Source organism: Halomonas sp. M20 (assembly GCF_020622265.1).
Taxonomy (GTDB): Bacteria; Pseudomonadota; Gammaproteobacteria; order Pseudomonadales; family Halomonadaceae; genus Modicisalibacter.
Genome location: NZ_JACNMQ010000010.1, coordinates 50,645 through 73,612 on the forward strand (window position 1 = coordinate 50,645; position 22,968 = coordinate 73,612).

Genomic DNA, 22,968 nt, shown 5'->3' on the forward strand with positions numbered 1-22,968 from the left:
TAGCAAGTTACCATTTTCTCACGTTTCACTCCTTGGCCGAGAGTACGACTATATGCGCGAGTTGTTGATGCTCTGTTTCGCCTACGCGATCAGCTTGTTCATGTGGTTGGCGGTACTGAGCACGGTGCGAATGGTAGGGCCGCTTCTCCAAACCTCTAGCACTGGCCAAGACGGTTTTCCGGTTCGGCCGGCGGGAACCTTGCACTACGCGGCTGACGTGGGCCATGGACTGACCGAGAATGAGGTCGTGCGCTTATTTGTCGCCACCGTTGCCAGTGGTGAGCGTGGCCGTCTTCGCATTGCCGCCGCCCCCCAGGAGGTCGCCGAGGTGCGCTGAGTGCGGATCGCGGCTCTGCGTCGCGCCGTGGCCCTCGATCCCGAGGCCTACGGCCCGTGCTGCGTCTGTATCTTGAGCGGGCAGCAGAACCGGACTCGACCAGCTCCAGGCGCAGACGGGGTCTTGCGGGCGTTCGATGGGGGAGTGAAGGCATCCAGACACTCGGAGTGTGCGCCCGGGCTCCGGGGAGAGGCCCGGGCAGGATCATTCCGCCAAAGAGTTTGCCAGTGTATTGAAGAATTCCGAATCGGCGTTGGCCGTCCCCCCATCGGAGGTTTGACTGGAATCGGTGACCATGGTGGCTTCGGCATCGTCGCCGAGGGTCATCTCGACCTGTTGCCAGTTGGTTGCCGAAATCGTGGTGTTGCTGTAAACGGTCGTCTCGCCACCCGACCCACTGTGCGAGGCGGTCTTCTTGCCCTCGTAGAGAATCAGGGCCGCCTGGCCGCTGCGTGCCGGGAAATCATAGGGTTGCGGTCCGATCAGCGACTGGCCATGTGCTGCGGCAGCGGCGAGAAGCATTCCGCCCGCCAGTGGCGCTAGCATCACGCTGGCGATGGGGTGTCGCCTGTGTTTCTTGAGCCGAGTCACGTGTTGCCTCCTCGGTTCGGGGGGCGGGGCCCCCCGATTCCTTGACAGTATATAGAGTAGGTTAGTTGACACCGTTCAGCTTGACGCTGACATTGTTGCCCACGGCGGTGGCAGCGGAGCTGATTTCCGGTCCCTCGAAGCCCTTGGGCGTCACGTCATGCAGGTCGACATCGTGGACCATCGAGTTGGCGGAAACGTAGCCCCGGCCATCCTGAACGACATTCGCCAGCAGGATGGAGTCGTCGCCGCTCTTGGTCTTCAGTTCCAGCGACAGGTTGTTGCCGACGGCGGTCGCCGCGCTATCCACGGTCATGTTGTTGATGTGGGCGACATGGGAGATGGCCTCGATACTGCCCGAGCCGTCCCAGTCCTGGAACGAGTCGAGGTTGGTCTGAACATCTGTCTCGATACTCGCGTTGTTGGCTACGGCGGTTGCCGTGCTCTCGATTTCACCCAAGGCGCCTAGTCCAGTGCCGGAGTAGGTGACGTCGATATCCAGCGAGGTCGGAAACAGGCTCCCGGTCACATGGATGTTCTTCTCGCTGGCGTTGTTGATGTCCGTGACCTTGCTCACGGCTTTGAGGCTACCGTCGAACTCTTGGTCGACTTCCACCAGGGCCAGCCCATTAGGGTCATCGAGGTCGACGTCGATATCGATGTCCTGCTCGATATTGGTGTCGACATCGAGTTCCCAATCCCAGTCGGATCGATCGAAGGCCTGAGCCTGAGAGATGCTCAGCATCACTGCGCTTGCGGCACTCACTGCGAGAGCTAGCTTATTGATTTTTTTCATTGTTGCGTTCCTCTTGTTTTACGGCTAGGTAATGCCCGGCTTGCGGCTGACAGGCTGCCCTGTCGGGGACCGGTAGGCCCAGGCCTTCGGTCAGGATCTGGTATGCACCCATTTCCACGACCGATCGAACACCGAGCTGCAGGGGCTCATTCCTCACAGCGCCGGAGTCGAATTCGATGAGTTGGTTGCCGAAGAAGCGGAATACCCCTGCCTCCACCTCGTACCCGACGATCTGCTTTTGCAGGGTGGAGACATACAGCGTCCGGAAACTGCGCACATCCACCAGGCGCAGGTCGAGTCCGACATTGATCACGGCAGTGCGCACGCTGGCACCGATGCCGCTGACATAAAGTCGTGTGCCGCCACTGGCAATGTTGTAATTGAGCTCGGTCAGCGCACCCAGGATCGTGAAATTGGCCGGTAGCACGGCGATCGGCACCGGGGCATAGGCCATAGCCTTGCGTTCTACCAGTTGTTGCTCCGCCAAGGGGACCCTCACATCGAGCCGCTCGGTCAACTCGACCTTTCCTGACTTGAACAAGGCGCTGATCAGCATCTCCGAGACACCTTGTGTCAGGGCAGTACTCTCGGTCAGCGTTGAGTACGTCCGCTGGCCGGTCTTGTCTGCGATCTGACCCACGGCAATGACAGGAAGGCGGTTGGCGCCCTTGATGTCATCAAGAGCAGCCAGGCATTCCGAGTAGGGCGTATTGTTGGACGTCACGGGTGGGCCAGTCACTGGCATGACGGTATTGAAGTCGGGTTCGACGGTGGCGCACCCGCTCATCATCCCGGCGAGGCACCAGGCAAGGCAATGGCTGAGTTTGATCATTAGTTTTTATTCTCGTGTTAATTTTCTTTGTTCCCCTGCCAAATAATAAGCACAGTTCGTGCCAGCTTTTGTTTTTTTTAAAAAGCAATGTGTTGCCTTGTTTCCGATAGGTATTCACGGTTTCTCTTTTTGCAAAAAACAAAGCAATTCGAAAATACTGAGTAACGTGTTTTTATGAAGGTGGTTTTTTTTGTTGGTGAGAGGCGTATAAGAGACTCTTCCTCAAGTAATAGAGCTTTGGTCGTGTTGGCATTAAGTAATTGGTCAAATAAGAGTCAAGCTAACAATCGAACTTCTTGAAAAAATGGTTAGGAAGGTTTTGTTGAGTGTGGGGGTTTAAGTTTTTTTGCGGAGATGTTGAGTTGGCAGAGGTGGATAAGCTGATTGAGTATATTAAAAAAGCTTTACTAATAAGAGGCTTGTATTTGATTGATTGTTATTTTATTAATTGATTATGTTTTGTGTATTTTTTGTATATTTTCACTCTGTTGTTGAAAATTGGAAACGGTAGACCTACTATTCGTAAAGTCTTTTTTTCTTTTTCTGCATGGTTTTCTCGATTAGCCAAGAGCTTTTTATATGAAACCATTAATCACAAAAACAAACGGTTACACCAGTGAGAACGCAGGGGATATACCACGGGATTCAGTAGGTAAGGCAAGCGGCGCGTTCAGAAATTCCGTAGATGTTTTTCGGCTAGCGAGTGGAAGAGGAAGTCGCCTTGATCCTGTGCCGGGAAGCGACTCCATGCCTTATGGATGTCAGACAGCCACTGGGAAGCCGCTCGGAAAATTCATTGGCACATCGACGTCGATGCAGGCGATTTATCAAGCATTGCGCCTGGTCGCTCGGTCGGAGGCTCCTGTATTCGTCACCGGAGAAAGTGGAACGGGGAAGGAGCTTTGTGCCGAAGTGCTCCATCTATACAGTGCACGTTGGCAGGGTCCATTCATCGCAGTTAATTGTGCGGCAATACCAGCCGACTTGCTGGAATCACAACTTTTTGGTCACCTGAAAGGTGCGTTTACCGGGGCGGTTCGCAATCAAGTGGGCTATGCAGCTGCTGCTGATGGCGGGACGCTTTTCCTGGATGAAGTGGCTGAGCTTAGCCTGGAAATGCAGGGGAAACTGCTGCGATTTCTCCAGACTGGGCACGTGGTTCCCGTGGGAGCGACCACGTCGCGTGCCGTCAATTGTCGCATCGTCTGTGCGACCAATGCCGACCCCGCCGAGCGGGTCAGGCAGAGACGTTTTAGAGAAGATCTGTATTACCGCCTCCATGTCGTTCCGGTCATGCTACCGCCTTTGCGTGAGCGTGGCGGGGACATCATCGAGGTTGCCAGTGCGCTGCTGGAGCGCTATACAGCGGCTGAAAAGCGAGCATTCCAGCGTCTGAGCCAGGGTGCCGAACAGGCATTACTACGCTATTCATGGCCTGGCAATGTGCGCGAGTTGGAGAATGTGATTCGACGCGCCGTGGTGATGCACGACGGCGTCGTATTGACTGAGTCGATGCTCAACTTGCCTGTGACGCCCCTGGGCGGTATGTCGGAAGATAAGCCGGCGATCAGAGGCGCTTCCTCTGTCTTGCGTCCACTATGGATGGTGGAGCGCGATGCCATCGAACAGGCGATCGTCGAGTGCGGAGGCAATGTTCCCCGTGCCGCGGCCATCCTCGAAGTAGCGGCCTCCACATTGTATCGCAAGCGGCTGGCCTGGAAAGGTGCCTCGTAAATCTCGAGGCAGGACTTGGGCGTGCCCGTCATGGCGCTGCCTGCAACACGCTCAGGAGATCGTGCCGACCGGGCGTTCTTCTAGGGTGGTGATTCAGGCTCTCAGAGCATCGCTGCGTGCACCCAGTACCGGGTCGGCAAGCGCATGAAACTTGGCGACAATTTTGTCATCGCTCAGGGGGGTGGTCGGGTTGCCGCGAGCCTCGCAGGGTTGGCTTTCCAGCACGCGGCCGTCGCTGAGGTGAACGCGAGCCTCCGCACCTCCTCGTCGATATTGGTGACATCAAGCAACGAGGACTCGGCCTGGTGATCGGTGACAAAGGTACCCAGCCCCGGCTGGTGGACCAGATAACCCTGCTGTACCAGCTCACGAATCGCCTGGTTGTCGATCATGCGGCTGACGCCGAAATTTCGTGCCAGCAGTTCCTCGGGCGGGATTTGATAGTGCATCGGATAGTCGTCGCTAGTTATCCTTTCCAGTAGGTGCTGCTGAATCTGCAGGTAGAGCGAGAAAGTGCTGCCCATGATCTGCGATGAGTCCCTTAGCCAGGTAGAGTGTCGCTTAGTCTACCCGTTGCCGGGCCTGCCAGCATCCTACGCGATGGTCAGACGAGTAAAACGACTGCGTGGATCATGACTGCATAGCAATGAGTCGGGCCTGAAACAGGATGGCAACTGCGTTAAGCTCGTTCAGAAAGTAAGCTGCTCCCCTATACATGGAGGTATACATGAGGGTTCAATTTCTGCCGATGGATAGGCCTGCATGCGTGACTTGTTGATACTCTGTTTCGCCTATGCGATCAGCCTGTTCTATCGCGGCATGATCTCTGTGATCGCACCCGAAATCTCGGCGGATCTGGCTATCGGCGAAAGTGGTCTGGGGTTGTTGTCGTCGACCTTCTTCGTCAGCTTTGCCATCGCCCAAATACCCACGGGGCTGGCACTGGATCGGCTTGGCACACGGCTGAGTATCGGCCTTTTCATGTGGCTGGCAGTAGCGGGCACAGCGCTCTTTTCGATGGCGGAATCACCCTCGCTCGCCTTTGCGGGGCAGGTGTTGATCGGCGTCGGCTGTGCGCCCATATTCACCGGCACGATGCTGTTTATCGGTCGCCATTATTCCTCCGAGCGTTTTGCCTATTTTACCGCCCTGGTGATCGCCATCGGCAGCACTGGCGACCTGCTTGGCACCACGCCGCTGGCCATGATGACCGAGTGGTTGGGCTGGCGGACGGCGCTGCTGCTGATCATGGGGCTGTCGGCACTATCCGCCAGCGCCTGCCTATGGGGGCTGAAGCCCGACCGGCCTGATAGCGTGAATTATTCGCTGACAGTGATGTTGCGAGGAATGGCTCGCGTCACAACCATCCGGGGATTATGGCCAATCATCCCGATGTTTCTGGCAAGCTATGCAGTGCTGATAACCATCCGCGGGCTCTGGAGCGGCCCCTATCTGGCCGAGGTGTTCGGGCTCGATACCGGCGAACGGGGCAATATCATCCTGGCGATGTCGATCGCGTTGGGCGCCGGCACTTTCATGCTGGGTGCGCTGGACAGGTGGTTGCAAAACACCCGACGGTTGGTGATCGTTACCTCGATATTGACCCTGGTTCCCTTGTCTTTGCTGGTAGCCTTTCCCGCCGAAGGGCCTTACTTCGCGATGTGGGCCTTCGTTGCGGTGGGGCTCTTCGGGTTCAACTACCCGCTGTTGATGTCCCACTGCCGGAGCTTTCTGGCCCCGGCCTATCACGGTCGGGGAATGGCGTTTCTGACGGCGATGAGCTTTGTCGGTGTCGCATTGATTCAAAGCTTCAGTGGCTGGATGATGACTCTGGCCGATGAGATGCAAATGGCCCCAAGCGAGCAGTATCGATTGCTGTTCATCCTGCTGACCGGCGCCCTCGGGCTGGCGACGCTGGTGTACTGCTTCAGCGACCGGCAAGGCAATGGCAACGAACCAGTAGATAAAGCGCGACTAAAAGCTATCCCACCTTATAGGACAGCGGCGACTCCGCCAATAACCCGCGCCCGCCGGCCAGGGTCAGGGCCAGGTCGTTGAGCGCGTCCCAAAGCGGTAGGGTGGCGGCGCCTTTTATCGCCAGATCGATGCGTTGAGAGAACAGCAGCAGCTTGTGCAGACGGCGATGGGGCAGTCGCTGCAACGCCTGCTGATAGTTGGCTCGGCGCTTGTCGGGAATCATCGGACGCTGGGCCTTGCAGGCGTGCTCGATGCTCTGACCCTGGTCCAGGAGTTGCTGCAGCGAAAGCAGGGTGCGCAGTTCCCGAGTCAATGCCCAGAGTACCACCGGCGCTTCGATGCCTTCGCCGCGTAGTCCTTGGACGATACGCACCGCGCGTTCACTCTCACCGCGTAAACAGGCGTCGGTAAGCGTGAAGACATCATAGCGGGCGCTGTCCTCGACACCGCTGGCAATGGCCTCGGCGTTGAGCCGCGCACCGGGCGGCATGATCAGGGCGAGTTTCTGTAGTTCCTGGTCCGCGGCCAGCAGATTGCCTTCGGTGCGCTCGCCGAGCAGCCGCGCCGCATCCATATCCAGCTGTAGCCCGTGCTGTGATGCACGGTCGCGCATCCAGAAGCCCAAGCGCTGATGATCCACCGGCCATACCGGCACGAACAGGCCGATCTTGTCCAGCGCCTTGAACCATTTGCTCTGCTGTTGTTTGTAATCCAGCCGTGCTGCAGATACCAACAGGACGTCATCGCTATGCTTGGCTTGCTCTGCATAGGCGTCGAGGGCCTTGCTGCCTTCCTGGCCCGGAGACTGATTGCCCAGCCGCAGCTCGATCAGCTTGCTCGACGCGAACAGCGACATGCTGGCGGCGGACTCGGTCAGCCGACCCCATTGGAAGTTGCCCTCTACATGCAGGATCTCACGTTCCTCGATGCCCTGCTTTCGGGCCGCGGCTCGCACTGAGTCGCAGGCTTCCATGTGAATCAGCGGCTCATCGCCGGCAACGACGATCACCGGCGGCAGGCGCTTGCCGAGCGCCTCGGGGAGCTTGTCGGGAAATACTTTCATTGCTTGAGAGTACGCAATCGTTCCAGTAGCTGGCGTATGGCATCACGCTGAAGCGTTTCCACGGTCTGGTCACGCAGGTCATCCCGTACCAGTAGATTGCCATCGCTGGCCTGGTAGGTGGTGACGACTTCGATGACTTGCTGATCCAGTACATAGGCATTGTCGCTGCTGCGCTGCACCGAGAACGGAACCGCCAGGTTCAACTCCACCTCTTCATAATTGAGGTCGCCGCCTCCCAGTGCGACTTCACTCGTTCTCGGATTTCCGATATTCAGGCGCAGCGGGGCGTCGTCGGTAAGCGCCACGCCGTCATTGGCAAGGCGGCGCTTGAGCTCATCGGTAAACCCAGTTGGGGGCGCGTTCAAATCCAGCTTGTCGAACCCCAGCGCTTGTTGATCGAGGCCGCGGAGTTGAAAGCCGCAGCCGGTCAAGGCTATTCCGGCCATGCTCACGGCAAGCAGGCTCAGCGAACGGGTAAGGAAAGTACGGCGCTTCACGAGCGGCTCCTTGTATCAATTGGCAACGATATTGACCAGCTTGCCGGGAATGACGATAACCTTGCGCAGCGTCTTGCCTTCTATATGCCGCTGGACGTTCTCATTGTCCACGGCCAGGGCTTCGATGCTGTCCTTGCTGGCGTTCGTGTCCACCTCGATCCGTGCGCGTAGCTTGCCGTTGACCTGAACCACCAGTTCGATGCTGTCCTTGACCAGGGCAGACTCGTCGGTTTCGGGCCAGGCGGCGTCGATCACGGGCTCCTCGTGGCCAAGTTCGCTCCACAGCGCATGACAGGCGTGGGGCGTGATCGGGGCCAAAAGCAGCACACAGGCTTCGAGGGCTTCCCGTGTAACCGCGAGCCCTGAGGGTGAGGTGTCTGCAAATTTACTCACCTCATTGCTAAGCTCCATCACCGCGGCAATCGCAGTGTTGAAGGTGGTACGACGGCCGATGTCGTCGCTGGCCTTCTTGATGGTTTCGTGAGTCTTGCGACGTAACGTGCGCTGCTCGTCGTTGAGAGAATCGGTGTCGAAGGTGCCGGGCGTGCCGGCGTTGATATGCTCGGCGACCAGACGCCACAAGCGCTTGAGAAAGCGATGCGCGCCCTCGACGCCGGAGTCCGACCACTCCAGAGATTGCTCGGGAGGGGCGGCGAACATCATGAACAGGCGCACGGTATCGGCGCCAAAACGATCGATCATGGCCTGAGGGTCGACGCCGTTGTTCTTCGACTTGGACATCTTCTCGATGCCGCCCATCTGCACCGGCTGGCCATCGCCGTCAAGGGCGGCGCTGATAGGCCGGCCCTTGTCGTCCCGGGTGACCTCGACCTCCGCCGGATTGAACCAGTCCTTACCGCCGTTGTTGGCCTCCCGGTAGAAGGTTTCGGCGATGACCATGCCCTGGGTCAGCAGGCGCTTGAAGGGTTCGTCGCTTTTTAACAAGCCGAAATCCCGCATCAGTTTGTGGAAGAAGCGGGCATAGAGCAGATGCAGGATGGCGTGTTCGATGCCGCCGATATACAGATCCACCGGCAGCCAGTAGTCGGCGCGCTCGTCCAGCATGGCGTCCATATTGTCGGCACAGGCGAAGCGGGCGTAATACCAGCTCGATTCCATGAAGGTGTCGAAGGTATCGGTTTCCCGACTCCAGCCGTTGCCGAGATCATAAAACGCCGGCATCTTCTTGAGCGGAGAGCCGCTGGCATCGACTTCGACTTCCATGGGCAATGCCACCGGCAGTTCGTCGTCGGAGAGCGGCACGGTTTGGCCCTCGGGCCCGTACTTGACGGGAATCGGCGCGCCCCAGTAGCGCTGACGCGCCACACCCCAATCCCGTAGGCGGAAATTAGTCTTGATCTCACCCTGGCCTTGATCCGCCAGCCGCGCGGCGATGGCATCAAATGCCGCGTCGAATTCAAGGCCGTCGAACTCGCCGGAATTGATCAGTTTGCCGTGTTCACCGTAGGCGCCTTCGCTGATATCCGGCACCTGGCCGTTTTCATCCGCGATAACAGGCTCGATGGACAGGCCGTACTTGGTGGCGAACTCCCAGTCGCGCTGGTCGTGGGCAGGTACCGCCATGACCGCACCGGTGCCGTATTCCATCAGCACGAAATTGGCGACATAGACCGGCACTTCGCGCCCCGATAGTGGATGCACCGCCTTGAAGCCGGTGTCCATGCCGCGTTTTTCCATGGTGGCGAGATCCGCTTCCGAAGTGCTGCCATGGCTACACTCCTCAAGAAAGCCTGCCAGCTCCGAATCATCTGCGGCGGCAGCTTTTGCCAGCGGATGGCCGGCGGCCACGGCCAGGTAGGTTACTCCCATCAGGGTGTCGGGACGAGTGGTATAGACGCGCAGTACGTCCGCTTCATCGACTATACGATTGCCGACGACATCAAAAGCCAGCTCAACGCCCCGGGACTTGCCGATCCAGTTGCGCTGCATGGTCTTGACCTGTTCCGGCCAGTCGACCTTGTCCAGGTCCGTCAATAGTTCATCGGCGTAGTCGGTGATCTTCAGGAACCACAGCGGGATTTCCTTGCGTTCGACCGGTGCGCCGGAGCGCCAGCCGCGCCCGTCGATGACCTGCTCATTGGCCAGCACGGTGTTGTCCACCGGGTCCCAGTTGACCGTGGCCATCTTCTTGTAGACCAGCCCCTTGTCCACCAGCTTGGTGAAAAACCACTGCTCCCAGCGGTAATAGTCCACGTCACAGGTAGCGAACTCGCGATTCCAGTCGTAGGCGAAGCCCAACGCCTTCAACTGCGCTCGCATGTAATCGATATTCTGATAGGTCCATTCCCCCGGCGGTACGCGATTCTTGATCGCCGCGTTTTCCGCCGGCATCCCGAAAGCATCCCAGCCCATGGGCTGTAGTACGTTCTTGCCCTGCATGCGCTGAAAACGGGAGATGACGTCGCCGATGGTGTAATTGCGTACATGCCCCATATGGAGTTTGCCGCTAGGGTAGGGGAACATCGATAGGCAGTAGAACTTTTCGCGGGTCGCGTCTTCGATGGCCTTGAAGCACTGGTGCTTGTCCCAGAACTGCTGAGCGGCTTGTTCGATGCTGTGGGGCGTATACTGTGTATCCATCGTTTTCGCGGGGCACCTTGCTTGGGTCGCAGCCTGGATCGTGTCTTGTCGTCGAGGCAAGAATACGCGGCTGCACAATATGTTAGAAACCTGGTCGAGGTAAATGTCGATAGTGGTTATGCTGTTCACAAGGATACCCTAGACATGCCCCTGCAGGTAGGCCCGATAGCCGGCCCTCTAGACGCCGGCAGGGAAGCCCGGGTGTATCAGTGACCATGGGGAATGGCAAAACTGGAGGAGGGAAGTCATGAGCGAACAGCAGAAAGAGAACCGTTTGCACGAAGCCTACGAGCGTGTTCTTGAACGGATGCAGAACGGTGCCAACGATCTTTCCTGGGACAATCTGCAGAAGGATCTCGATGAGTCGGTACAGTTCGAAGCCGATTTCGAGGAGTTTACCAAGGATGAGGTGGCGCTGCTGCGTGCCTGGGTCGAGCGCGATCTCAAGGATCTGCGTGGCTATCTGGCCGCCGGCGGTTCCGGTGTCGCCAGTTGGCTGGGCATCGACCTGGACGTGCTATCGCGCAAGATCACCGATGCGCTTTTCTCCGTTGCCGATCGTAGCATCATCGAACGGGAGCAGCTCAACGACGATCTCGAAGCATCTCGCGCCGACTATGTGGCCGGCGAAATTGCCGCCCCCGGACGCATGGCCTGTGTGCATTGCGGCGCAAAAGTCGAGTTGGAAAGAGTCACGCGATTGGAGCCTTGTCGCGAGTGTGGGCACCGTTATTTCGAGCGCTCACCGAGTACCTGAAGAGATACGCCATCACCTCGGCATCAGTGATGGCGTCTTCCCGTTATCAGAAGCGGGATTTGCTGCGGCGTAAACGCAGCCCCGGCAATACGAACAAGGCGGCCAGTAGCCAGGTCGGCCAGCTGCCAACGCTGGTGAAAGGGGTCTGCCCCTGCATGGCGTGAATCCGGCCATCGATGCTGGCGGTCTCGAAACGTGGCGCCTGAACGGTTACCTGGCCATCGGGATCGATGATCGATGTGACCCCGTTGCTGGTGGCGCGGATGACATAGCGACCGTTTTCCAACGCTCGCAGGCGTGCCATCTGCATGTGCTGTAAAGGACCGATGGAGTCGCCGAACCAGGTATCGTTGGAGATGGTCAACAGCACATCTGCATTTCTGGCACGCTGTGCCACCAGATCCGGGTAGATGATCTCGTAGCAGATCGCGCTGCCGATACTCAGCCCTGCCGCCTGAATCGGCTCCGGGTCGGACTGGCCCGCGGAAAAGCTCGACATGGGCAAATCGAAGAAGGCGATGATGCCGCGCAGCAGGTTCTCCAACGGCATATATTCGCCAAAAGGCACCAGGTGCTCCTTGCGGTACTCGCCTTCCACGTCCCCCACGCCGATGACCGCATTGTAATAACGATCCTCGTCGTCTCGCTGCACGATGCCGGTAAGCAGGGCGGTGTTGGGCGGAAGTGTCGCCTGGATTCGCTCGAGAAGCGGCTCGGCCTGGCGTTGGAACATGGGCAGGGCGGTTTCCGGCCACACAATGAGATCGATGTTTTCAGGCTGGGCCCGGGTCAAGGTCGCGTAGGTATTGGCTGCCCTGCGCTGCCCCTCTTCGGACCATTTCATCAGCTGTGGAAGATTGCCCTGCAGCAGCGCAACCCGGGTCGGTTTCTCGCTGGGCGTCGTCCATTGCAGCGGTAGTAGAAACGGCACTATCCATAAAATTGCCAAAGGCGCCGCCGCCCACCAGCGACGCTTGAGGAATTCCGCCGCCAAGGTGCCAGAAAGCGCCGTTACCAGGCTGAGCAGATAGACACCGCCCAGGGGCGCAAGAGACGAGAGCGGTGAATCTACATGGGCGCTGCCCAGCAGCAGCCAGGGAAAGCCGGTGAACAGATAGGTGCGCAGCACCTCCATGAGCACCCAGAAGCCCGCGAAACTCAGAAAGGCAAGACGGCGCCCGGTGAAACGACGGTAGAACCAGAAAGGTATCGCGAAAAAGAACGCCAGGGTGACTGCAAACAGCGCCGTGAGAAATACCGCCAGAGGCACGCTGGCATAGCCGTAATCGTGGATCGAGACATAAATCCAGTAGGTGCCGGTGGCAAACAGGGCAACGCCATAGCACCAGCCACGAAGTAGCGCCTGCCCCGGTGTCAGGTCGTGTATACCGATATAGAGCAGGATCACGGCGACCGGCCCCAGCCACCAGAGTTCAAACGGCGAGAAAGTCAGGGTGGTCAGGCCACCGGCGACCAGCGCGGCGACAAAACCCACCCAGGGGCGGGAATAGGACAGCATGGGAAAGGCACTCCTTGTTGATTCGCGCTTGCCAGCCAAGCATCTTCACGGAAGAGGATCATAGGCAAGATTTGGACGTGCCTCTTATACCAGAGCGGTTGATCGATGACGACCGGGTATCAACCCTCGGCTTCATCCATACCCGTATCGGGCAGCCGTTCGACCTGCAACAGACGAATGCGTCGATTATCGGCGCCCAGTACGGTGAAACGCCAACCGCTCAGGTCGGTGTATTCGCCACGACGAGGTAGATGACCGAAACCCTGCATGACCAGGCCTCCAACGGTATCGAATTCATCATCGGAAAAGTCCGTATCGAAGCGCTCATTGAAGTCGTCGATCGCGGTCAGGGCGCGCACGGAAAAGGTGCCATCGCCCATGTCGCGGATCTCGTCATCCTCGTCGGTATCGTGTTCGTCCTCGATATCGCCGACGATCTGTTCGAGGATGTCTTCGATAGTGACGATTCCCGCGGTACCGCCATATTCGTCCACCACGATCGCCATGTGGTTGTGGGTATCGCGAAACTCCTTGAGCAGGCTATTGAGACGCTTGGACTCGGGGATGAACATTGCAGGCCGGATGACGTCGCGCAGTTCGACCCAACGCCGTTCGCCATCGCTTTCCTGCAGCATGGGCAGCAGGTCCTTGACCAGTAGAATGCCCAGCACATCGTCAAGGTTCTCGCCGACCACCGGGTAGCGCGAATGACCGGTCTCGAAGATGACCGGCAGGTAGTCCTCGGGGCGTTGATCGACGGCGATGGCGGTCACCTGGGAGCGCGGAATCATCACTTCCCGCGTCTGTTGGTCGCTGATCTGAAAGGCGCCTTCGAGGATGGTCAGTGCATCCGGGTCGAGACGCAGCCGAGCGCCGGCTTCACGCAGAAAGACCAGTAACTCGTCCCTGGAGCTGGGTTCATCGGAATCGCTGAAAAAACCGCTAAACATCTTCTCGAGCCAGGATTTGCTGCCCTGGCTGCTCGATCGGTCTTCGTTCATGCGTCGGGTCTCGTGTCCTCGTCATTTGAATAAGGGGCGCATTCAGTGCCCGGAAGTCCGTAGGGATCGGCAATGCCTAGAGAGGCCAGGATAGTGCGTTCAAGCATTTCCATTTCTTCCGCCTCGGCTTCCTCTATATGATCGTAACCCAACAAGTGCAAAATACCGTGTACGACCATATGGGCATAATGATCGGCGGGAGACTTGTCTTGCTGAAGGGCTTCCCGAGCGACGACTTCATGGCAGACGATCAGGTCGCCCAGCAAGGGTATCTCAAGGCCCGGCGGTGCTTCGAAGGGAAAAGAGAGCACATTGGTAGGCTTGTCCTTGCCACGATAATCGCGATTCAGGCAGCGGCTCTCATTTTCCGAGACCAGCCGGATGGTCAGCTCGTCATTCGCCCTGTTCGGATGATGAGCCAGCGCAGCCTCTGCCCAGCGCGCTAGCTCGCGCTCGGTTGGCAGGCCAGGAGTGGCCGTATCGGCCAGGGCGACTTGCAGATCGACCACGGGACCTGAGGCTATATTCATCGAGAATACGTCTGTTCGCTACTCGGGGGCTGTTCGGCACGACGCGCCAGCTCCCGCGCTTCCTTGCGGGCGCGCTCCTGAGACTCCTGCTCGGCTTCGAACAGGTCGTAGGCTTCGATGATGCGCTGTACCAGCGGATGGCGCACCACGTCCTTGGCAGCGAAATGGGTCACGCCGATACCCGGGGTCTCCTTGAGCACATCGAGTACTTGAATTAGCCCCGAACTCTGGCCTCGGGGCAGGTCGACCTGAGTGACATCGCCTGTGACCACCGCAGTGGAACCAAAGCCGATACGGGTCAGAAACATTTTCATCTGTTCCCGGGTGGTGTTTTGGCTTTCGTCGAGAATGATGAAGGCGTTGTTCAGGGTGCGTCCGCGCATGTAGGCCAGAGGGGCAATCTCGATGACCTGACGTTCGATCAGTTTGCCGACCTGCTCGAACCCGATCATCTCGTAGAGTGCGTCATAGAGGGGACGCAAATAGGGATCGATCTTTTGGGCCAGATCGCCTGGCAGAAAGCCAAGTTTCTCACCGGCTTCCACCGCCGGGCGTACCAGCAGAATGCGTCGCACCTCCTGCTGGTTGAGCGCTTCCACCGCTGCGGCAACGGCCAGATAGGTCTTGCCGGTACCTGCCGGGCCAATACCAAAATTGATATCGTGCTTGCGGATATTGGCGACATAGCTTTGCTGATTGAGGCCGCGAGGCTTGACCAGGGCTCGGGTGGTGCGAATGACCACATCGCCTTCGTCACCGCCTTCGTCCTCTTCCAGCGCTTCGATACCGGACTCCTGTAGATACAGGTGGACGGTTTCGGGTTCGAGATCGCTGCTTTCGGCTTCGCGGTAAAGATGTTCGAGGATGTTGGCGGCGGCTTTGACTCGAGCACCGGGGCCGGCCAGCTGAAAGGTGTTTCCGCGGTTGCGCAGAGTGACACCCAGACGCGATTCGATCAGTTTCAGATGTTCGTCCCGCTGACCACAGAGGTTGGCCAACCGCATGGGGTCGTTGGGTTCGAGGGTTAACGTCAGAATGCGATGCGCCTGAGAATCGTTATTGCTCAAGACAAGAGAATCCGTGTGTAGTGAAAAGAGAAAAAGCGATGGAACGAGCTTACTTCCCCGGACCCTGCCGGGGCAAACCTGAATCGGTGAATATCGACAGAGCCGGTATATTTAAAACATGGGGTTGAAAATACGACTAATGCAATTCAGTTGAGGCTAGTTCACCTCGCAGTGAATTAGGCAGCGCCTCGGTGATGTCGATATCGACGAAGTCGCCGATCAATTCCATGGGGTTGGCAGCGCGGAAATTGACCACTCGGTTATTTTCGGTGCGCCCTGACAGCTGGCCCGGATCGCGGGGGGAGAAACCCGTTACCAGAATACGCTGGGTCGTGCCCACCATGCGCCGACTAATCTGCATGACGTTCTGGAGAATGCGCTCTTGAAGGATCGCCAGACGCTGCTTCTTGAGCGCTTCCGGGGTGTCGTCTTCGAGACTGGCCGCCGGCGTGCCAGGACGGGCGGAATAGACGAAGCTGAAAGAGGCATCGAAACCGATACGGTGGATCAGGTCCATGGTCGCTTCGAAATCCGCTTCCGTCTCCCCGGGAAAGCCGATGATGAAGTCCGAGGAAAAGCTGATGTCCGGGCGCAGGGCGCGAATGCGCTCCATCTTGTCGATGTACTCTTCGGCGGTGTGGCCTCGCTTCATGGCGGTCAGAATGCGATCGGAGCCGGACTGTACCGGTAAATGCAAATGACTGACCAGCTCGGGAATCTCGCCATAGGCCTCGATCAGGCTGTCGGAGAACTCCACCGGATGAGAGGTGGTGAAACGAATGCGATCGATGCCGTCCACTGCAGCTACACAGGCGATCAGCTCCGCCAGATCGATTTCATCGCCGAGCTCGTTTTCGCCGCGATAGGCATTGACGTTCTGGCCCAGCAGATTGACTTCCCGTACACCCTGTTCCGCCAGATGGATGACCTCGTCCATCACGCTTTCGAAAGGACGTGAAACTTCTTCGCCCCGGGTATAAGGCACAACACAAAAGCTGCAGTATTTCGAGCAGCCTTCCATGATCGAGACGAAGGCGGTGGCGCCATCGGAGCTCGGCTTGGGCAGGTGATCGAACTTCTCGATTTCCGGAAAGGTGACATCGACGACGGAAATATGATCGGCGCGCTGGGAGTCGAGCATCGAGGGTACCCGGTGCAGGGTCTGAGGGCCGAATACCATGTCCACATGAGGTGCGCGTTTGCGCAGACTCTCACCTTCCTGACTGGCAACGCAGCCGCCCACGCCGATCACGAGATCAGGGTTTTTCTGCTTGAGTTTCTTCCAGCGGCCGAGCTGGTGAAACACCTTTTCCTGAGCCTTTTCACGAATCGAGCAGGTGTTGAGCAGAATGACGTCCGCCTCGCCCTCGTCATCGGTAAGCTCCATCTGATGAGATTCGCCGAGTAGATCCGCCATGCGGGCAGAGTCGTACTCGTTCATTTGGCAACCATGAGTCTTGATGAAGAGTTTCTTCGCCATAGAATATCTGCGCAATGCTATGCGCTCGATTTGTCCGTGATAGAAGTGAATGCCTGGCCGAAGAAATAGCCGAATCGGCCGAGAAAAGCTGGATTTCGTATTGTACGTATCGCTTCAGTCATTGACCAGCATCGCCTCGGACCCCTCAAGACTTCCTTAGAAAGGCTGGTAGCTGTGGTATTCTAGGGCGATAATTTCATATTCTGCGACAATCACTCAACCAGCCCTTTCAATCAACTTAGCGTGTCTCGCAACAGACAGGAGCAGCATGGCCTCCAAGCCGATCTATCGTGTGGTGTTTCATAACCAAGGGGAAGTCTGGGAGCTATACGCTCGGGAAATTTTTCAGAGCGAGCTATGGGGATTCATCGAGGTGGAGACCTTCGTCTTCGAGGATGCTTCGAAGCTGGTGGTCGACCCTTCGAGCGAGAAGCTGAGGCGTACGTTTGAGGGCGTTCAGCGCAGCTATATTCCCCTCAATGCCATCGTGCGTATCGACGAAGTGGAGCGAGAAGGGACTCCCAAAGCCACCAAGGCGGAAGGCAAGGTGGCGGAGTTCCCACGGTCCATCAGTTTCCCGCCAAGAGACGATAGTTAAGTGATCAAAAAATAAACAAATCCTGAGATCCGAGATAAGCCGCCGTCTCGGAATGGACGGTGTATGTTTGTCCCAAGGTTTATCCACAGAATGTGTGGATGACAACGAACGAGGTTGGCGTCGAAGATGCCGAGCTGATCTATGAGTCTATATTTATCAATTGGTTACTTTGTTTTTGCTGGCGATTGTTGACAAGGAATAGATGATGGCTAACGAATGGATTGAGCGTTGGCGTGATGGCCGCATCGGGTTTCATCTGGAAGAAACGCACCCCCAACTCATGCGGTACTGGCCGGGCTTGAACGTTCCTGCCGGTGGAAAAGTGCTGGTGCCTCTATGCGGTAAAAGTCTGGACATGCGCTGGCTTGCAGAGCGCGGCTACCCAGTGCTGGGTATCGAGATTTCCTCCCAGGCCATCGAAGAGTTCGTGGCGCAAGGCGAAGAAGAAGTGGCTCGGTATCATCGCGAGCCTTTCGATATCTGGCGCCAGGGGAGCGTGGAACTCTGGTGCGGTGATTTCTTCCAGCTGCATATCGACAACACTCGTGAGATTCAGTCGTTTTACGATCGTGCTTCCCTCATTGCGCTACGTCCTCCGGCGCGTCAGCGTTACGCCTTTCATCTAGCCCAGCTGTTGCCGCCGGGTGCCAAGGGGCTGATGATCACCATCACCCGCAGCATCCTGCCGGAGAAAGGGCCTCCTTATCACGTGGATTCCGATGAGGTGCGGCTGTTGTTCACTCCCAATTTCGAAATTGAGTTGTTGGACGTTCTGCCGGCGGACGACCGGGGCTTCAGCGAACACATCTGGTCACTGACCCGGCGAGGGCCTACCGGAGAATAAGCGGGCGCTGAACGACACGGGCCCTGGAATGTTCCAGGGCCCGTGTCGCCGCAGTCGTTCGTCTTGGTGACAAGCGTCGTTTAACGAGCCAATTGACTACCGATTTGCGGGTCATTGAAGGTACGCTGCAGCGCTCGGCTCAATAGATCGCTGACCATGTTCGTGTTGGCTTCGCGACCGGGCTTCATTGCATACTCCTGTTCACGCTTGGCGGTATAGGTGCCGGTGTAGGACTGGCGGTCGTTATTTGCCACGGCGCGAAAGCGCGCCAGCAGCACGGCCTTGTCAAGCAGTGGTTTTCCTTCCGCTTTCTGGTAGCTCAAATCCGTCAAGGTCAGCGTCAGGCTGGGGCGTCCGGGGGCAGTATCTGCAGTAGGGTTAAAGCCCATCTGTACGAGCGCCTGCTCGGCCTGGTTCTTGAGCTTGGGCATCAGATCGTGGGCCTCGACGCTGATCACGGCGGTGGACATGGCCGCGCCGCTGCGCGTTCCCAGCACGTCCGATTCGCGTCCATCCACCACGTCCAACGTCACACTCTGCCCGTTACCCACCTGGGGCAGGCTCTGACCGACGTTGGGCTTCACCTGCAGATACTGTGGGCTCTGCGCGCAGCCCGCCAGCAGCAGTAAACCGGTCAGCCAGCCTAGAAAGAGGGTTGTTTTTGCAGCTCGCATGCTGGTTCTCCTTGTATGAAACATCTTGTGTGCAATAACCTTGTGTGCAATAAAAAGTGCCGCTCGAGAGCGGCAGTATAGCGTCTGATATTTGCTAGAGAAGCATCTGAATATGGAGGCTTTCCAAATATAGCCTGATAAGCTGTTTAGTAAAAATGGTTGAGACAATCAGGTTATGATCTCAACCTCCTGGTCATGAGTCTCGGCGTTGCCGAAGCGATGCCAGCGGCGAGGCTCCACGAACAATCGCTGGCCGCGTTTGATATGCAGCCGCTCGAAGTCCGCATGACGCACCGTGGCTTGCCAGGGCTCCGGTAGCCAGTCCGCCACCAGCTCGACTCGGACCTCGGCGCCGATAGGAGAAGCCGAGGTGACGGTTACCGGCAGTTGGGCATAGGGGCTTGGCTGCTCGAGCAATTTGAGTTCGTGGGGGCGCATCAGCAGTTCCTCATGGCCTTCCGACAGATCCACGGAAAGCCGTGCCTCGCCGCAGGTAAGCTCGCCATCCTGGACGTTGCCCTCCAGGCGGTTGACGTCACCCAGAAACTCGAAGACGAAGCGATTGGCCGGATGGCGATAGAGGGTGTCCGGTTCGTCGATCTGCTCGATGCGCCCGTTGCTCATCACCACGACCCGATCGGAAAGCTCCAGGGCTTCTTCCTGATCGTGGGTCACGAAGACGCTGGTAAAGCCAAGCTCGTCGTGCAAGTGACGTAGCCAACGGCGCAGCTCCTGACGCACCTTGGCGTCCAGGGCGCCGAAGGGTTCGTCGAGCAGCAGCACGTCGGGCTTCAGCGCCAGAGCCCGGGCCAGGGAGACGCGCTGCTGCTGGCCGCCGGAGAGCTGAGCCGGATAACGGTTGGCGAATTCCTCGAGACGCACCATTTCCAATAACCGATTGACCCGGGTACGAATCTCGCCGACGGAGGGCCGCTCCCGGCGCGGCAGGGCGGTCAGGCCGAAGGCGACGTTGTCGAACACGCTCATGTGCCGAAACAGCGCATAGTGCTGAAACACGAAGCCGATGCGCCGATCCCGCACATGTACGTTGGTCACGTCACGTTCGCCGAAATGGATTGAACCTGTCCGAGAACGGTCTGGCTGTTCGAGCCCGGCAATGATGCGCAGCAAGGTAGTCTTGCCGGAACCTGAAGGGCCCAGCAGGCCGACCAGCTCGCCGTCGGCAATATTCAGATCGAGGGGTTCCAGCGCCGTGGTACGGCCGAAGGTCTTGGCAATGTTCGTCAGGCAAATGCTCATCGGAATTGCTCCCGGCGCGTGGCGCGCCATTCAAGGCCGGCCTTGGCGGCCAGGGTAAACAGAGCGATCAGGGCCAACAGGGCGGCAGCGGTGAAGGCGCCGACGGTATTGTAGTCTTGATACAGCAGTTCGACGTGTAGCGGCAGGGTGTTGGTTTCCCCACGAATGGAGCCCGAGACCACGGAGACGGCGCCGAATTCGCCCACCGCCCGGGCGTTGGTCAATATCACGCCGTACAGCAGCGCCCATTTGATGTTGGGCAGGGTGACCCGGCGAAAGATCGTCCAGCCGGAGGCCCCCAGGGTTACCGCCGCTTCTTCCTCTCCCGCGCCTTGGGCCTGCATCAGCGGAATCAGCTCCCGGGCGACGAAGGGGCAGGTGACGAAGAGGGTCACCAGCACGATGCCCGGCCAGGCGAACATCAATTGGATGTCGTAGCCATCCAGCCAGCTGCCGACCCAGCCGCTGCTGCCATAGAGCAGTAGATAGATGAGTCCCGCCACTACCGGCGACACCGCGAAGGGAATATCGATCAGCGTCTGCAGCAGCCGCCGACCGGGAAATTCGAAGCGGGTTACCAGCCAGGCGAGGAATACGCCGAATACGAGATTCACCGGGATGGTCAGCGCCGTGACAAAGAGTGTCAGGCCGATCGCCGCCAGGGTGTATTCGTCGCTCAAATTGTTCCAGAAGATCGCCACGCCCTCGGCAAAGGCCTGAGCGAAGATGGCGATCAATGGCAGCAGCAGGAATAGCGCAGATAGGGCCACGGCCAAGCCGATCAGAAGCCTGCGCGTACGGGGTGCGTCACCGATACGTTGCATCAGCCCTTGCCTCCATGCAGCCGACGAATGAAGCGACCCTGCCAGAGATTTAGCGCTAGCAATAATACAAGCGAAACCGCCAGCACCACGGAAGCGATGGCCGAGGCGCCCACGTAGTCGTACTCCTGCAGCTTGACGAAGATCATCAAGGAAGTGATCTCGGTTTCATAGGGCATGTTGCCGGCAATAAAGATTACCGCGCCGAATTCCCCCAAGGAGCGTACGAAAGCCAGTCCCGTGCCGGTGACCAAGGCTGGCCACAGATGCGGCAGGATCACCCGGCGAAAGGCCAGGGCGTCGCTGGCGCCCAGGGTCAACGCCGCTTCGTCGATCTCGTTAGGCAAATCTTCCAGCACCGGCTGCACCGTGCGCACCACGAAAGGGATGCTGGTAAAGGCCATGGCAAGGGCAATGCCGACCCAGGTGTAGGCAATCTCGATGTCCAGTGGCGCGAGCAGCTTGCCCATGAAGCCGCTGCTCGAATACATGGTGGCCAGCGTAATACCGGCCACTGCGGTGGGCAGGGCAAAGGGCAGGTCCATCAACGCATCCAGCAGGCGCTTCCCGGGGAACTCGTAGCGCACCAATACCCAGGCCATCAGCAGGCCGAACAAGGCATTGACGATGGCCGCTACCGCCGCCGCGCCAATGGTGATCATGTAGCTTGCCACCACGCGCTCTTCGGTGATGATCGCCCAATACTCGGACAGACTGAGTCCGGCCAGCTGCCCGACCAGGCTGGTCATGGGCAGCAGCAGTACCAGTGACACGAACAGCAGGGTGATGCCCAGAGAGAGTCCGAACCCCGGTAGCACCCTTTTCTGGGCAGTGCCCGTGAACGTCGCGATCATGCTTACCTGCGCTGCAGTTGGTCCAGCTCACCGCCACTGGAGAAGTGATTGTCCATGACCTGGCTCCAGCTGCCGAACACATCCTCAACCCGCAGCAGTTCGGTCTCGGGGAACTGATCGGCAAACTCTTTCTGGACGGTCTCGTCATTCACCCGGTAGTTGAAACCCGCCAGCAGACGCTGGGCGTCCTCGGTGTAGAGATACTCCAGATAGCCTTGGGCCAGATCCGCATTGTCATTGCGCTCGGCATTCTTGGCGACCACCGCCACGGGGAATTCCGCGAGGATGCTTACCGGCGGTACGACCACATCGTAGTCGTCCTCGCCGTACTCCTTGCTGATATTGTTGACCTCGGACTCGAAGCTGATCAGCACGTCGCCGATGTTGCGTTCTACAAAGGTAGTGGTGGCACCGCGACCGCCGGTGTCGAAGACCTTGACGTTACCCAGGAACTGATTCATGAACTCGCGAATTTGCTCCTCGTCACCGTCGAACTCTTGATCTGCATAAGCCCAGGCGGCCAGGTAGGTATAGCGGCCGTTACCCGATGTCTTGGGATTGGGAAAGACGATCTCGACACCGTCTTCGACCAGGTCGTCCCAGCTGTCGATCTCTTTCGGATTGCCTTCACGCACCAGGAAGGCAGTGGTGGAGTAGTAGGGCGAAGCATTGTTGGGGAACTGCTGCTGCCAGTCCTCGGCAACCAGCCCTTTCTCGGCCAACACGTTGACATCGGTGACCTGGTTGTAGGTTACCACGTCCGCGCGTAGTCCCTGCATGATGGCCCGGGCCTGCTTGGAGGAGCCGCCGTGGGACTGTTTGACCTCGACGCTTTCATCATGCTGCTCCTGCCACCAGGCATTGAATTCAGGATTGACGGTAGCAAACAACTCTCGTGCGATATCGTAGGACGAGTTGAGCAATTCGCGGTCGGCGGCCAGGGCCGGTGCGGCAAGCCCGGTGGACAGGGTGGCAGCGACGGCAGAGGCGATGGCGCTACGGCGCAGAAATACGGAAAGAGTCATTTTAATTCCACAAAAGGTCGATTTGGTGAAAGGCTAAATCAACCATAATGGAATGACAATCATATCCTTTATTCATTTTTATAATAACAGGCGATATGGCGGCGCTATCGATA

23 protein-coding genes are annotated in these 22,968 nt (G+C 58.2%); 6 read left to right on the top strand and 17 right to left on the bottom strand.

The genetic code is table 11. The features are described 5' to 3' along the window. The first annotated feature begins 52 nt into the window (after window positions 1-52). The gene (locus H7850_RS17820) at window positions 53-337 is read left to right on the top strand and encodes a hypothetical protein (RefSeq protein ID WP_227370836.1); all 285 of its coding nucleotides are present in this window, start codon (window positions 53-55) and stop codon (window positions 335-337) included. A 204-nt stretch (window positions 338-541) separates the two neighbouring features. On the opposite strand, the gene H7850_RS17825 is transcribed toward H7850_RS17820, so the two are convergent. The 3 genes from H7850_RS17825 to H7850_RS17835 all read right to left on the bottom strand — a co-directional run bounded on the left by H7850_RS17825 (window position 542) and on the right by H7850_RS17835 (window position 2,553). After that, window positions 542-928 (bottom strand): hypothetical protein, encoded by a 387-nt coding sequence (locus H7850_RS17825; RefSeq protein ID WP_227370837.1) that lies wholly within the window; start codon window positions 926-928, stop codon window positions 542-544. A 61-nt stretch (window positions 929-989) separates the two neighbouring features. Next, window positions 990-1,721, bottom strand: a complete 732-nt coding sequence (locus H7850_RS17830; RefSeq protein ID WP_227370838.1) for a hypothetical protein — start codon at window positions 1,719-1,721, stop codon at window positions 990-992. Continuing rightward, window positions 1,705-2,553, bottom strand: a complete 849-nt coding sequence (locus H7850_RS17835; RefSeq protein WP_227370839.1) for a CsgG/HfaB family protein — start codon at window positions 2,551-2,553, stop codon at window positions 1,705-1,707. The genes H7850_RS17830 and H7850_RS17835 overlap by 17 nt, the downstream gene beginning before the upstream one ends. 747 nt (window positions 2,554-3,300) lie before the next feature. Here H7850_RS17835 and H7850_RS17840 point away from each other — a divergent pair. Beyond that, on the top strand, window positions 3,301-4,287 hold the full coding sequence (locus H7850_RS17840; RefSeq protein ID WP_227370877.1) for a sigma-54 interaction domain-containing protein: 987 nt from the start codon (window positions 3,301-3,303) through the stop codon (window positions 4,285-4,287). 173 nt (window positions 4,288-4,460) lie between these two features. Here the strand turns inward: H7850_RS17840 and H7850_RS17845 are convergent, their stop codons facing one another. Next, the gene (locus H7850_RS17845; protein WP_227370840.1) at window positions 4,461-4,811 is read right to left on the bottom strand and encodes a GntR family transcriptional regulator; all 351 of its coding nucleotides are present in this window, start codon (window positions 4,809-4,811) and stop codon (window positions 4,461-4,463) included. 238 nt (window positions 4,812-5,049) lie between these two features. On the opposite strand from H7850_RS17845, the gene H7850_RS17850 reads away from it, so the two are divergent. Beyond that, window positions 5,050-6,345, top strand: coding sequence for an MFS transporter (locus H7850_RS17850; RefSeq protein WP_227370841.1), 1,296 nt, complete (start codon window positions 5,050-5,052; stop codon window positions 6,343-6,345). Here the strand turns inward: H7850_RS17850 and holA are convergent. Genes holA through leuS form a run of 3 tightly spaced genes read right to left on the bottom strand, consistent with a single transcriptional unit; the run spans window position 6,269 to window position 10,425 of the window. After that, window positions 6,269-7,327 (bottom strand): DNA polymerase III subunit delta, encoded by a 1,059-nt coding sequence (holA, locus tag H7850_RS17855; RefSeq protein ID WP_227370842.1) that lies wholly within the window; start codon window positions 7,325-7,327, stop codon window positions 6,269-6,271. The two genes, H7850_RS17850 and holA, sit on opposite strands and share 77 nt — an antisense overlap. Beyond that, window positions 7,324-7,824 carry an LPS assembly lipoprotein LptE gene (gene lptE / locus H7850_RS17860; protein WP_227370843.1) on the bottom strand — a complete coding sequence of 167 codons (501 nt, stop codon included), beginning with the start codon at window positions 7,822-7,824 and terminating at the stop codon, window positions 7,324-7,326. Before lptE ends, holA begins: the two co-directional genes overlap by 4 nt. A 15-nt stretch (window positions 7,825-7,839) precedes the next feature. Next, complete coding sequence (gene leuS, locus H7850_RS17865) at window positions 7,840-10,425, bottom strand: leucine--tRNA ligase (RefSeq protein ID WP_227370844.1); 2,586 nt, start codon at window positions 10,423-10,425, stop codon at window positions 7,840-7,842. A 247-nt stretch (window positions 10,426-10,672) separates the two neighbouring features. Between leuS and H7850_RS17870 the strand changes: the two genes are divergently transcribed. After that, window positions 10,673-11,182: a zinc ribbon-containing protein gene (locus tag H7850_RS17870; RefSeq protein ID WP_227370845.1), complete on the top strand. Its 510-nt coding sequence runs from the start codon at window positions 10,673-10,675 to the stop codon at window positions 11,180-11,182. A 46-nt stretch (window positions 11,183-11,228) separates the two neighbouring features. Here the strand turns inward: H7850_RS17870 and lnt are convergent, their stop codons facing one another. The 5 genes from lnt to miaB all read right to left on the bottom strand — a co-directional run bounded on the left by lnt (window position 11,229) and on the right by miaB (window position 16,779). Beyond that, window positions 11,229-12,701, bottom strand: coding sequence for an apolipoprotein N-acyltransferase (gene lnt / locus H7850_RS17875; RefSeq protein ID WP_227370846.1), 1,473 nt, complete (start codon window positions 12,699-12,701; stop codon window positions 11,229-11,231). 119 nt (window positions 12,702-12,820) lie between these two features. Further along, entirely contained in the window at window positions 12,821-13,702 is an 882-nt protein-coding gene (locus H7850_RS17880) for an HlyC/CorC family transporter (protein ID WP_227370847.1), read from the bottom strand. Continuing rightward, complete coding sequence (gene ybeY / locus H7850_RS17885; RefSeq protein ID WP_227370848.1) at window positions 13,699-14,232, bottom strand: rRNA maturation RNase YbeY; 534 nt, start codon at window positions 14,230-14,232, stop codon at window positions 13,699-13,701. Before ybeY ends, H7850_RS17880 begins: the two co-directional genes overlap by 4 nt. Continuing rightward, window positions 14,229-15,236 (bottom strand): PhoH family protein, encoded by a 1,008-nt coding sequence (locus tag H7850_RS17890; protein ID WP_227370878.1) that lies wholly within the window; start codon window positions 15,234-15,236, stop codon window positions 14,229-14,231. The genes ybeY and H7850_RS17890 overlap by 4 nt, the downstream gene beginning before the upstream one ends. Before the next feature lie 199 nt (window positions 15,237-15,435). Next, window positions 15,436-16,779 (bottom strand): tRNA (N6-isopentenyl adenosine(37)-C2)-methylthiotransferase MiaB, encoded by a 1,344-nt coding sequence (miaB, locus tag H7850_RS17895; protein ID WP_227370849.1) that lies wholly within the window; start codon window positions 16,777-16,779, stop codon window positions 15,436-15,438. A 268-nt stretch (window positions 16,780-17,047) separates the two neighbouring features. Here miaB and H7850_RS17900 point away from each other — a divergent pair, with 268 nt between their 5' ends. After that, window positions 17,048-17,377, top strand: a complete 330-nt coding sequence (locus tag H7850_RS17900) for a DUF1820 family protein (RefSeq protein ID WP_227370850.1) — start codon at window positions 17,048-17,050, stop codon at window positions 17,375-17,377. A 205-nt stretch (window positions 17,378-17,582) separates the two neighbouring features. Beyond that, window positions 17,583-18,221: a thiopurine S-methyltransferase gene (locus H7850_RS17905; RefSeq protein WP_227370851.1), complete on the top strand. Its 639-nt coding sequence runs from the start codon at window positions 17,583-17,585 to the stop codon at window positions 18,219-18,221. A gap of 80 nt (window positions 18,222-18,301) precedes the next feature. On the opposite strand, the gene H7850_RS17910 is transcribed toward H7850_RS17905, so the two are convergent. The 5 genes from H7850_RS17910 to cysP form a co-directional block, all read right to left on the bottom strand. Continuing rightward, on the bottom strand, window positions 18,302-18,895 hold the full coding sequence (locus H7850_RS17910; RefSeq protein WP_227370852.1) for a YajG family lipoprotein: 594 nt from the start codon (window positions 18,893-18,895) through the stop codon (window positions 18,302-18,304). A gap of 168 nt (window positions 18,896-19,063) precedes the next feature. After that, entirely contained in the window at window positions 19,064-20,155 is a 1,092-nt protein-coding gene (locus tag H7850_RS17915; protein WP_227370853.1) for a sulfate/molybdate ABC transporter ATP-binding protein, read from the bottom strand. After that, entirely contained in the window at window positions 20,152-20,979 is an 828-nt protein-coding gene (gene cysW, locus H7850_RS17920) for a sulfate ABC transporter permease subunit CysW (protein WP_227370854.1), read from the bottom strand. Before cysW ends, H7850_RS17915 begins: the two co-directional genes overlap by 4 nt. Beyond that, window positions 20,979-21,830: a sulfate ABC transporter permease subunit CysT gene (gene cysT / locus H7850_RS17925; protein ID WP_227370855.1), complete on the bottom strand. Its 852-nt coding sequence runs from the start codon at window positions 21,828-21,830 to the stop codon at window positions 20,979-20,981. Before cysT ends, cysW begins: the two co-directional genes overlap by 1 nt. 2 nt (window positions 21,831-21,832) lie before the next feature. Beyond that, window positions 21,833-22,855 (bottom strand): thiosulfate ABC transporter substrate-binding protein CysP, encoded by a 1,023-nt coding sequence (cysP, locus tag H7850_RS17930; protein ID WP_227370856.1) that lies wholly within the window; start codon window positions 22,853-22,855, stop codon window positions 21,833-21,835. Window positions 22,856-22,968 lie beyond the last annotated feature (113 nt).

What these genes read in the sequence shown, in the direction of transcription:
- H7850_RS17840 (WP_227370877.1), top strand. Translation starts at nt 3,301, where the DNA reads ATGCCTTATGGATGTCAGACAGCCACTGGGAAGCCGCTCGGAAAATTC.
- H7850_RS17835 (WP_227370839.1), bottom strand. Translation starts at nt 2,553, where the DNA reads ATGATCAAACTCAGCCATTGCCTTGCCTGGTGCCTCGCCGGGATGATG.
- ybeY (WP_227370848.1), bottom strand. Translation starts at nt 14,232, where the DNA reads ATGAATATAGCCTCAGGTCCCGTGGTCGATCTGCAAGTCGCCCTGGCC.
- cysW (WP_227370854.1), bottom strand. Translation starts at nt 20,979, where the DNA reads ATGCAACGTATCGGTGACGCACCCCGTACGCGCAGGCTTCTGATCGGC.
- lnt (WP_227370846.1), bottom strand. Translation starts at nt 12,701, where the DNA reads ATGCTGTCCTATTCCCGCCCCTGGGTGGGTTTTGTCGCCGCGCTGGTC.
- cysT (WP_227370855.1), bottom strand. Translation starts at nt 21,830, where the DNA reads ATGATCGCGACGTTCACGGGCACTGCCCAGAAAAGGGTGCTACCGGGG.
- leuS (WP_227370844.1), bottom strand. Translation starts at nt 10,425, where the DNA reads ATGGATACACAGTATACGCCCCACAGCATCGAACAAGCCGCTCAGCAG.
- miaB (WP_227370849.1), bottom strand. Translation starts at nt 16,779, where the DNA reads ATGGCGAAGAAACTCTTCATCAAGACTCATGGTTGCCAAATGAACGAG.
- H7850_RS17850 (WP_227370841.1), top strand. Translation starts at nt 5,050, where the DNA reads ATGCGTGACTTGTTGATACTCTGTTTCGCCTATGCGATCAGCCTGTTC.
- cysP (WP_227370856.1), bottom strand. Translation starts at nt 22,855, where the DNA reads ATGACTCTTTCCGTATTTCTGCGCCGTAGCGCCATCGCCTCTGCCGTC.
- H7850_RS17820 (WP_227370836.1), top strand. Translation starts at nt 53, where the DNA reads ATGCGCGAGTTGTTGATGCTCTGTTTCGCCTACGCGATCAGCTTGTTC.
- H7850_RS17910 (WP_227370852.1), bottom strand. Translation starts at nt 18,895, where the DNA reads ATGCGAGCTGCAAAAACAACCCTCTTTCTAGGCTGGCTGACCGGTTTA.
- H7850_RS17830 (WP_227370838.1), bottom strand. Translation starts at nt 1,721, where the DNA reads ATGAAAAAAATCAATAAGCTAGCTCTCGCAGTGAGTGCCGCAAGCGCA.
- H7850_RS17890 (WP_227370878.1), bottom strand. Translation starts at nt 15,236, where the DNA reads ATGCGGTTGGCCAACCTCTGTGGTCAGCGGGACGAACATCTGAAACTG.
- H7850_RS17880 (WP_227370847.1), bottom strand. Translation starts at nt 13,702, where the DNA reads ATGAACGAAGACCGATCGAGCAGCCAGGGCAGCAAATCCTGGCTCGAG.
- H7850_RS17845 (WP_227370840.1), bottom strand. Translation starts at nt 4,811, where the DNA reads ATGGGCAGCACTTTCTCGCTCTACCTGCAGATTCAGCAGCACCTACTG.
- H7850_RS17870 (WP_227370845.1), top strand. Translation starts at nt 10,673, where the DNA reads ATGAGCGAACAGCAGAAAGAGAACCGTTTGCACGAAGCCTACGAGCGT.
- holA (WP_227370842.1), bottom strand. Translation starts at nt 7,327, where the DNA reads ATGAAAGTATTTCCCGACAAGCTCCCCGAGGCGCTCGGCAAGCGCCTG.
- H7850_RS17915 (WP_227370853.1), bottom strand. Translation starts at nt 20,155, where the DNA reads ATGAGCATTTGCCTGACGAACATTGCCAAGACCTTCGGCCGTACCACG.
- H7850_RS17905 (WP_227370851.1), top strand. Translation starts at nt 17,583, where the DNA reads ATGGCTAACGAATGGATTGAGCGTTGGCGTGATGGCCGCATCGGGTTT.
- H7850_RS17900 (WP_227370850.1), top strand. Translation starts at nt 17,048, where the DNA reads ATGGCCTCCAAGCCGATCTATCGTGTGGTGTTTCATAACCAAGGGGAA.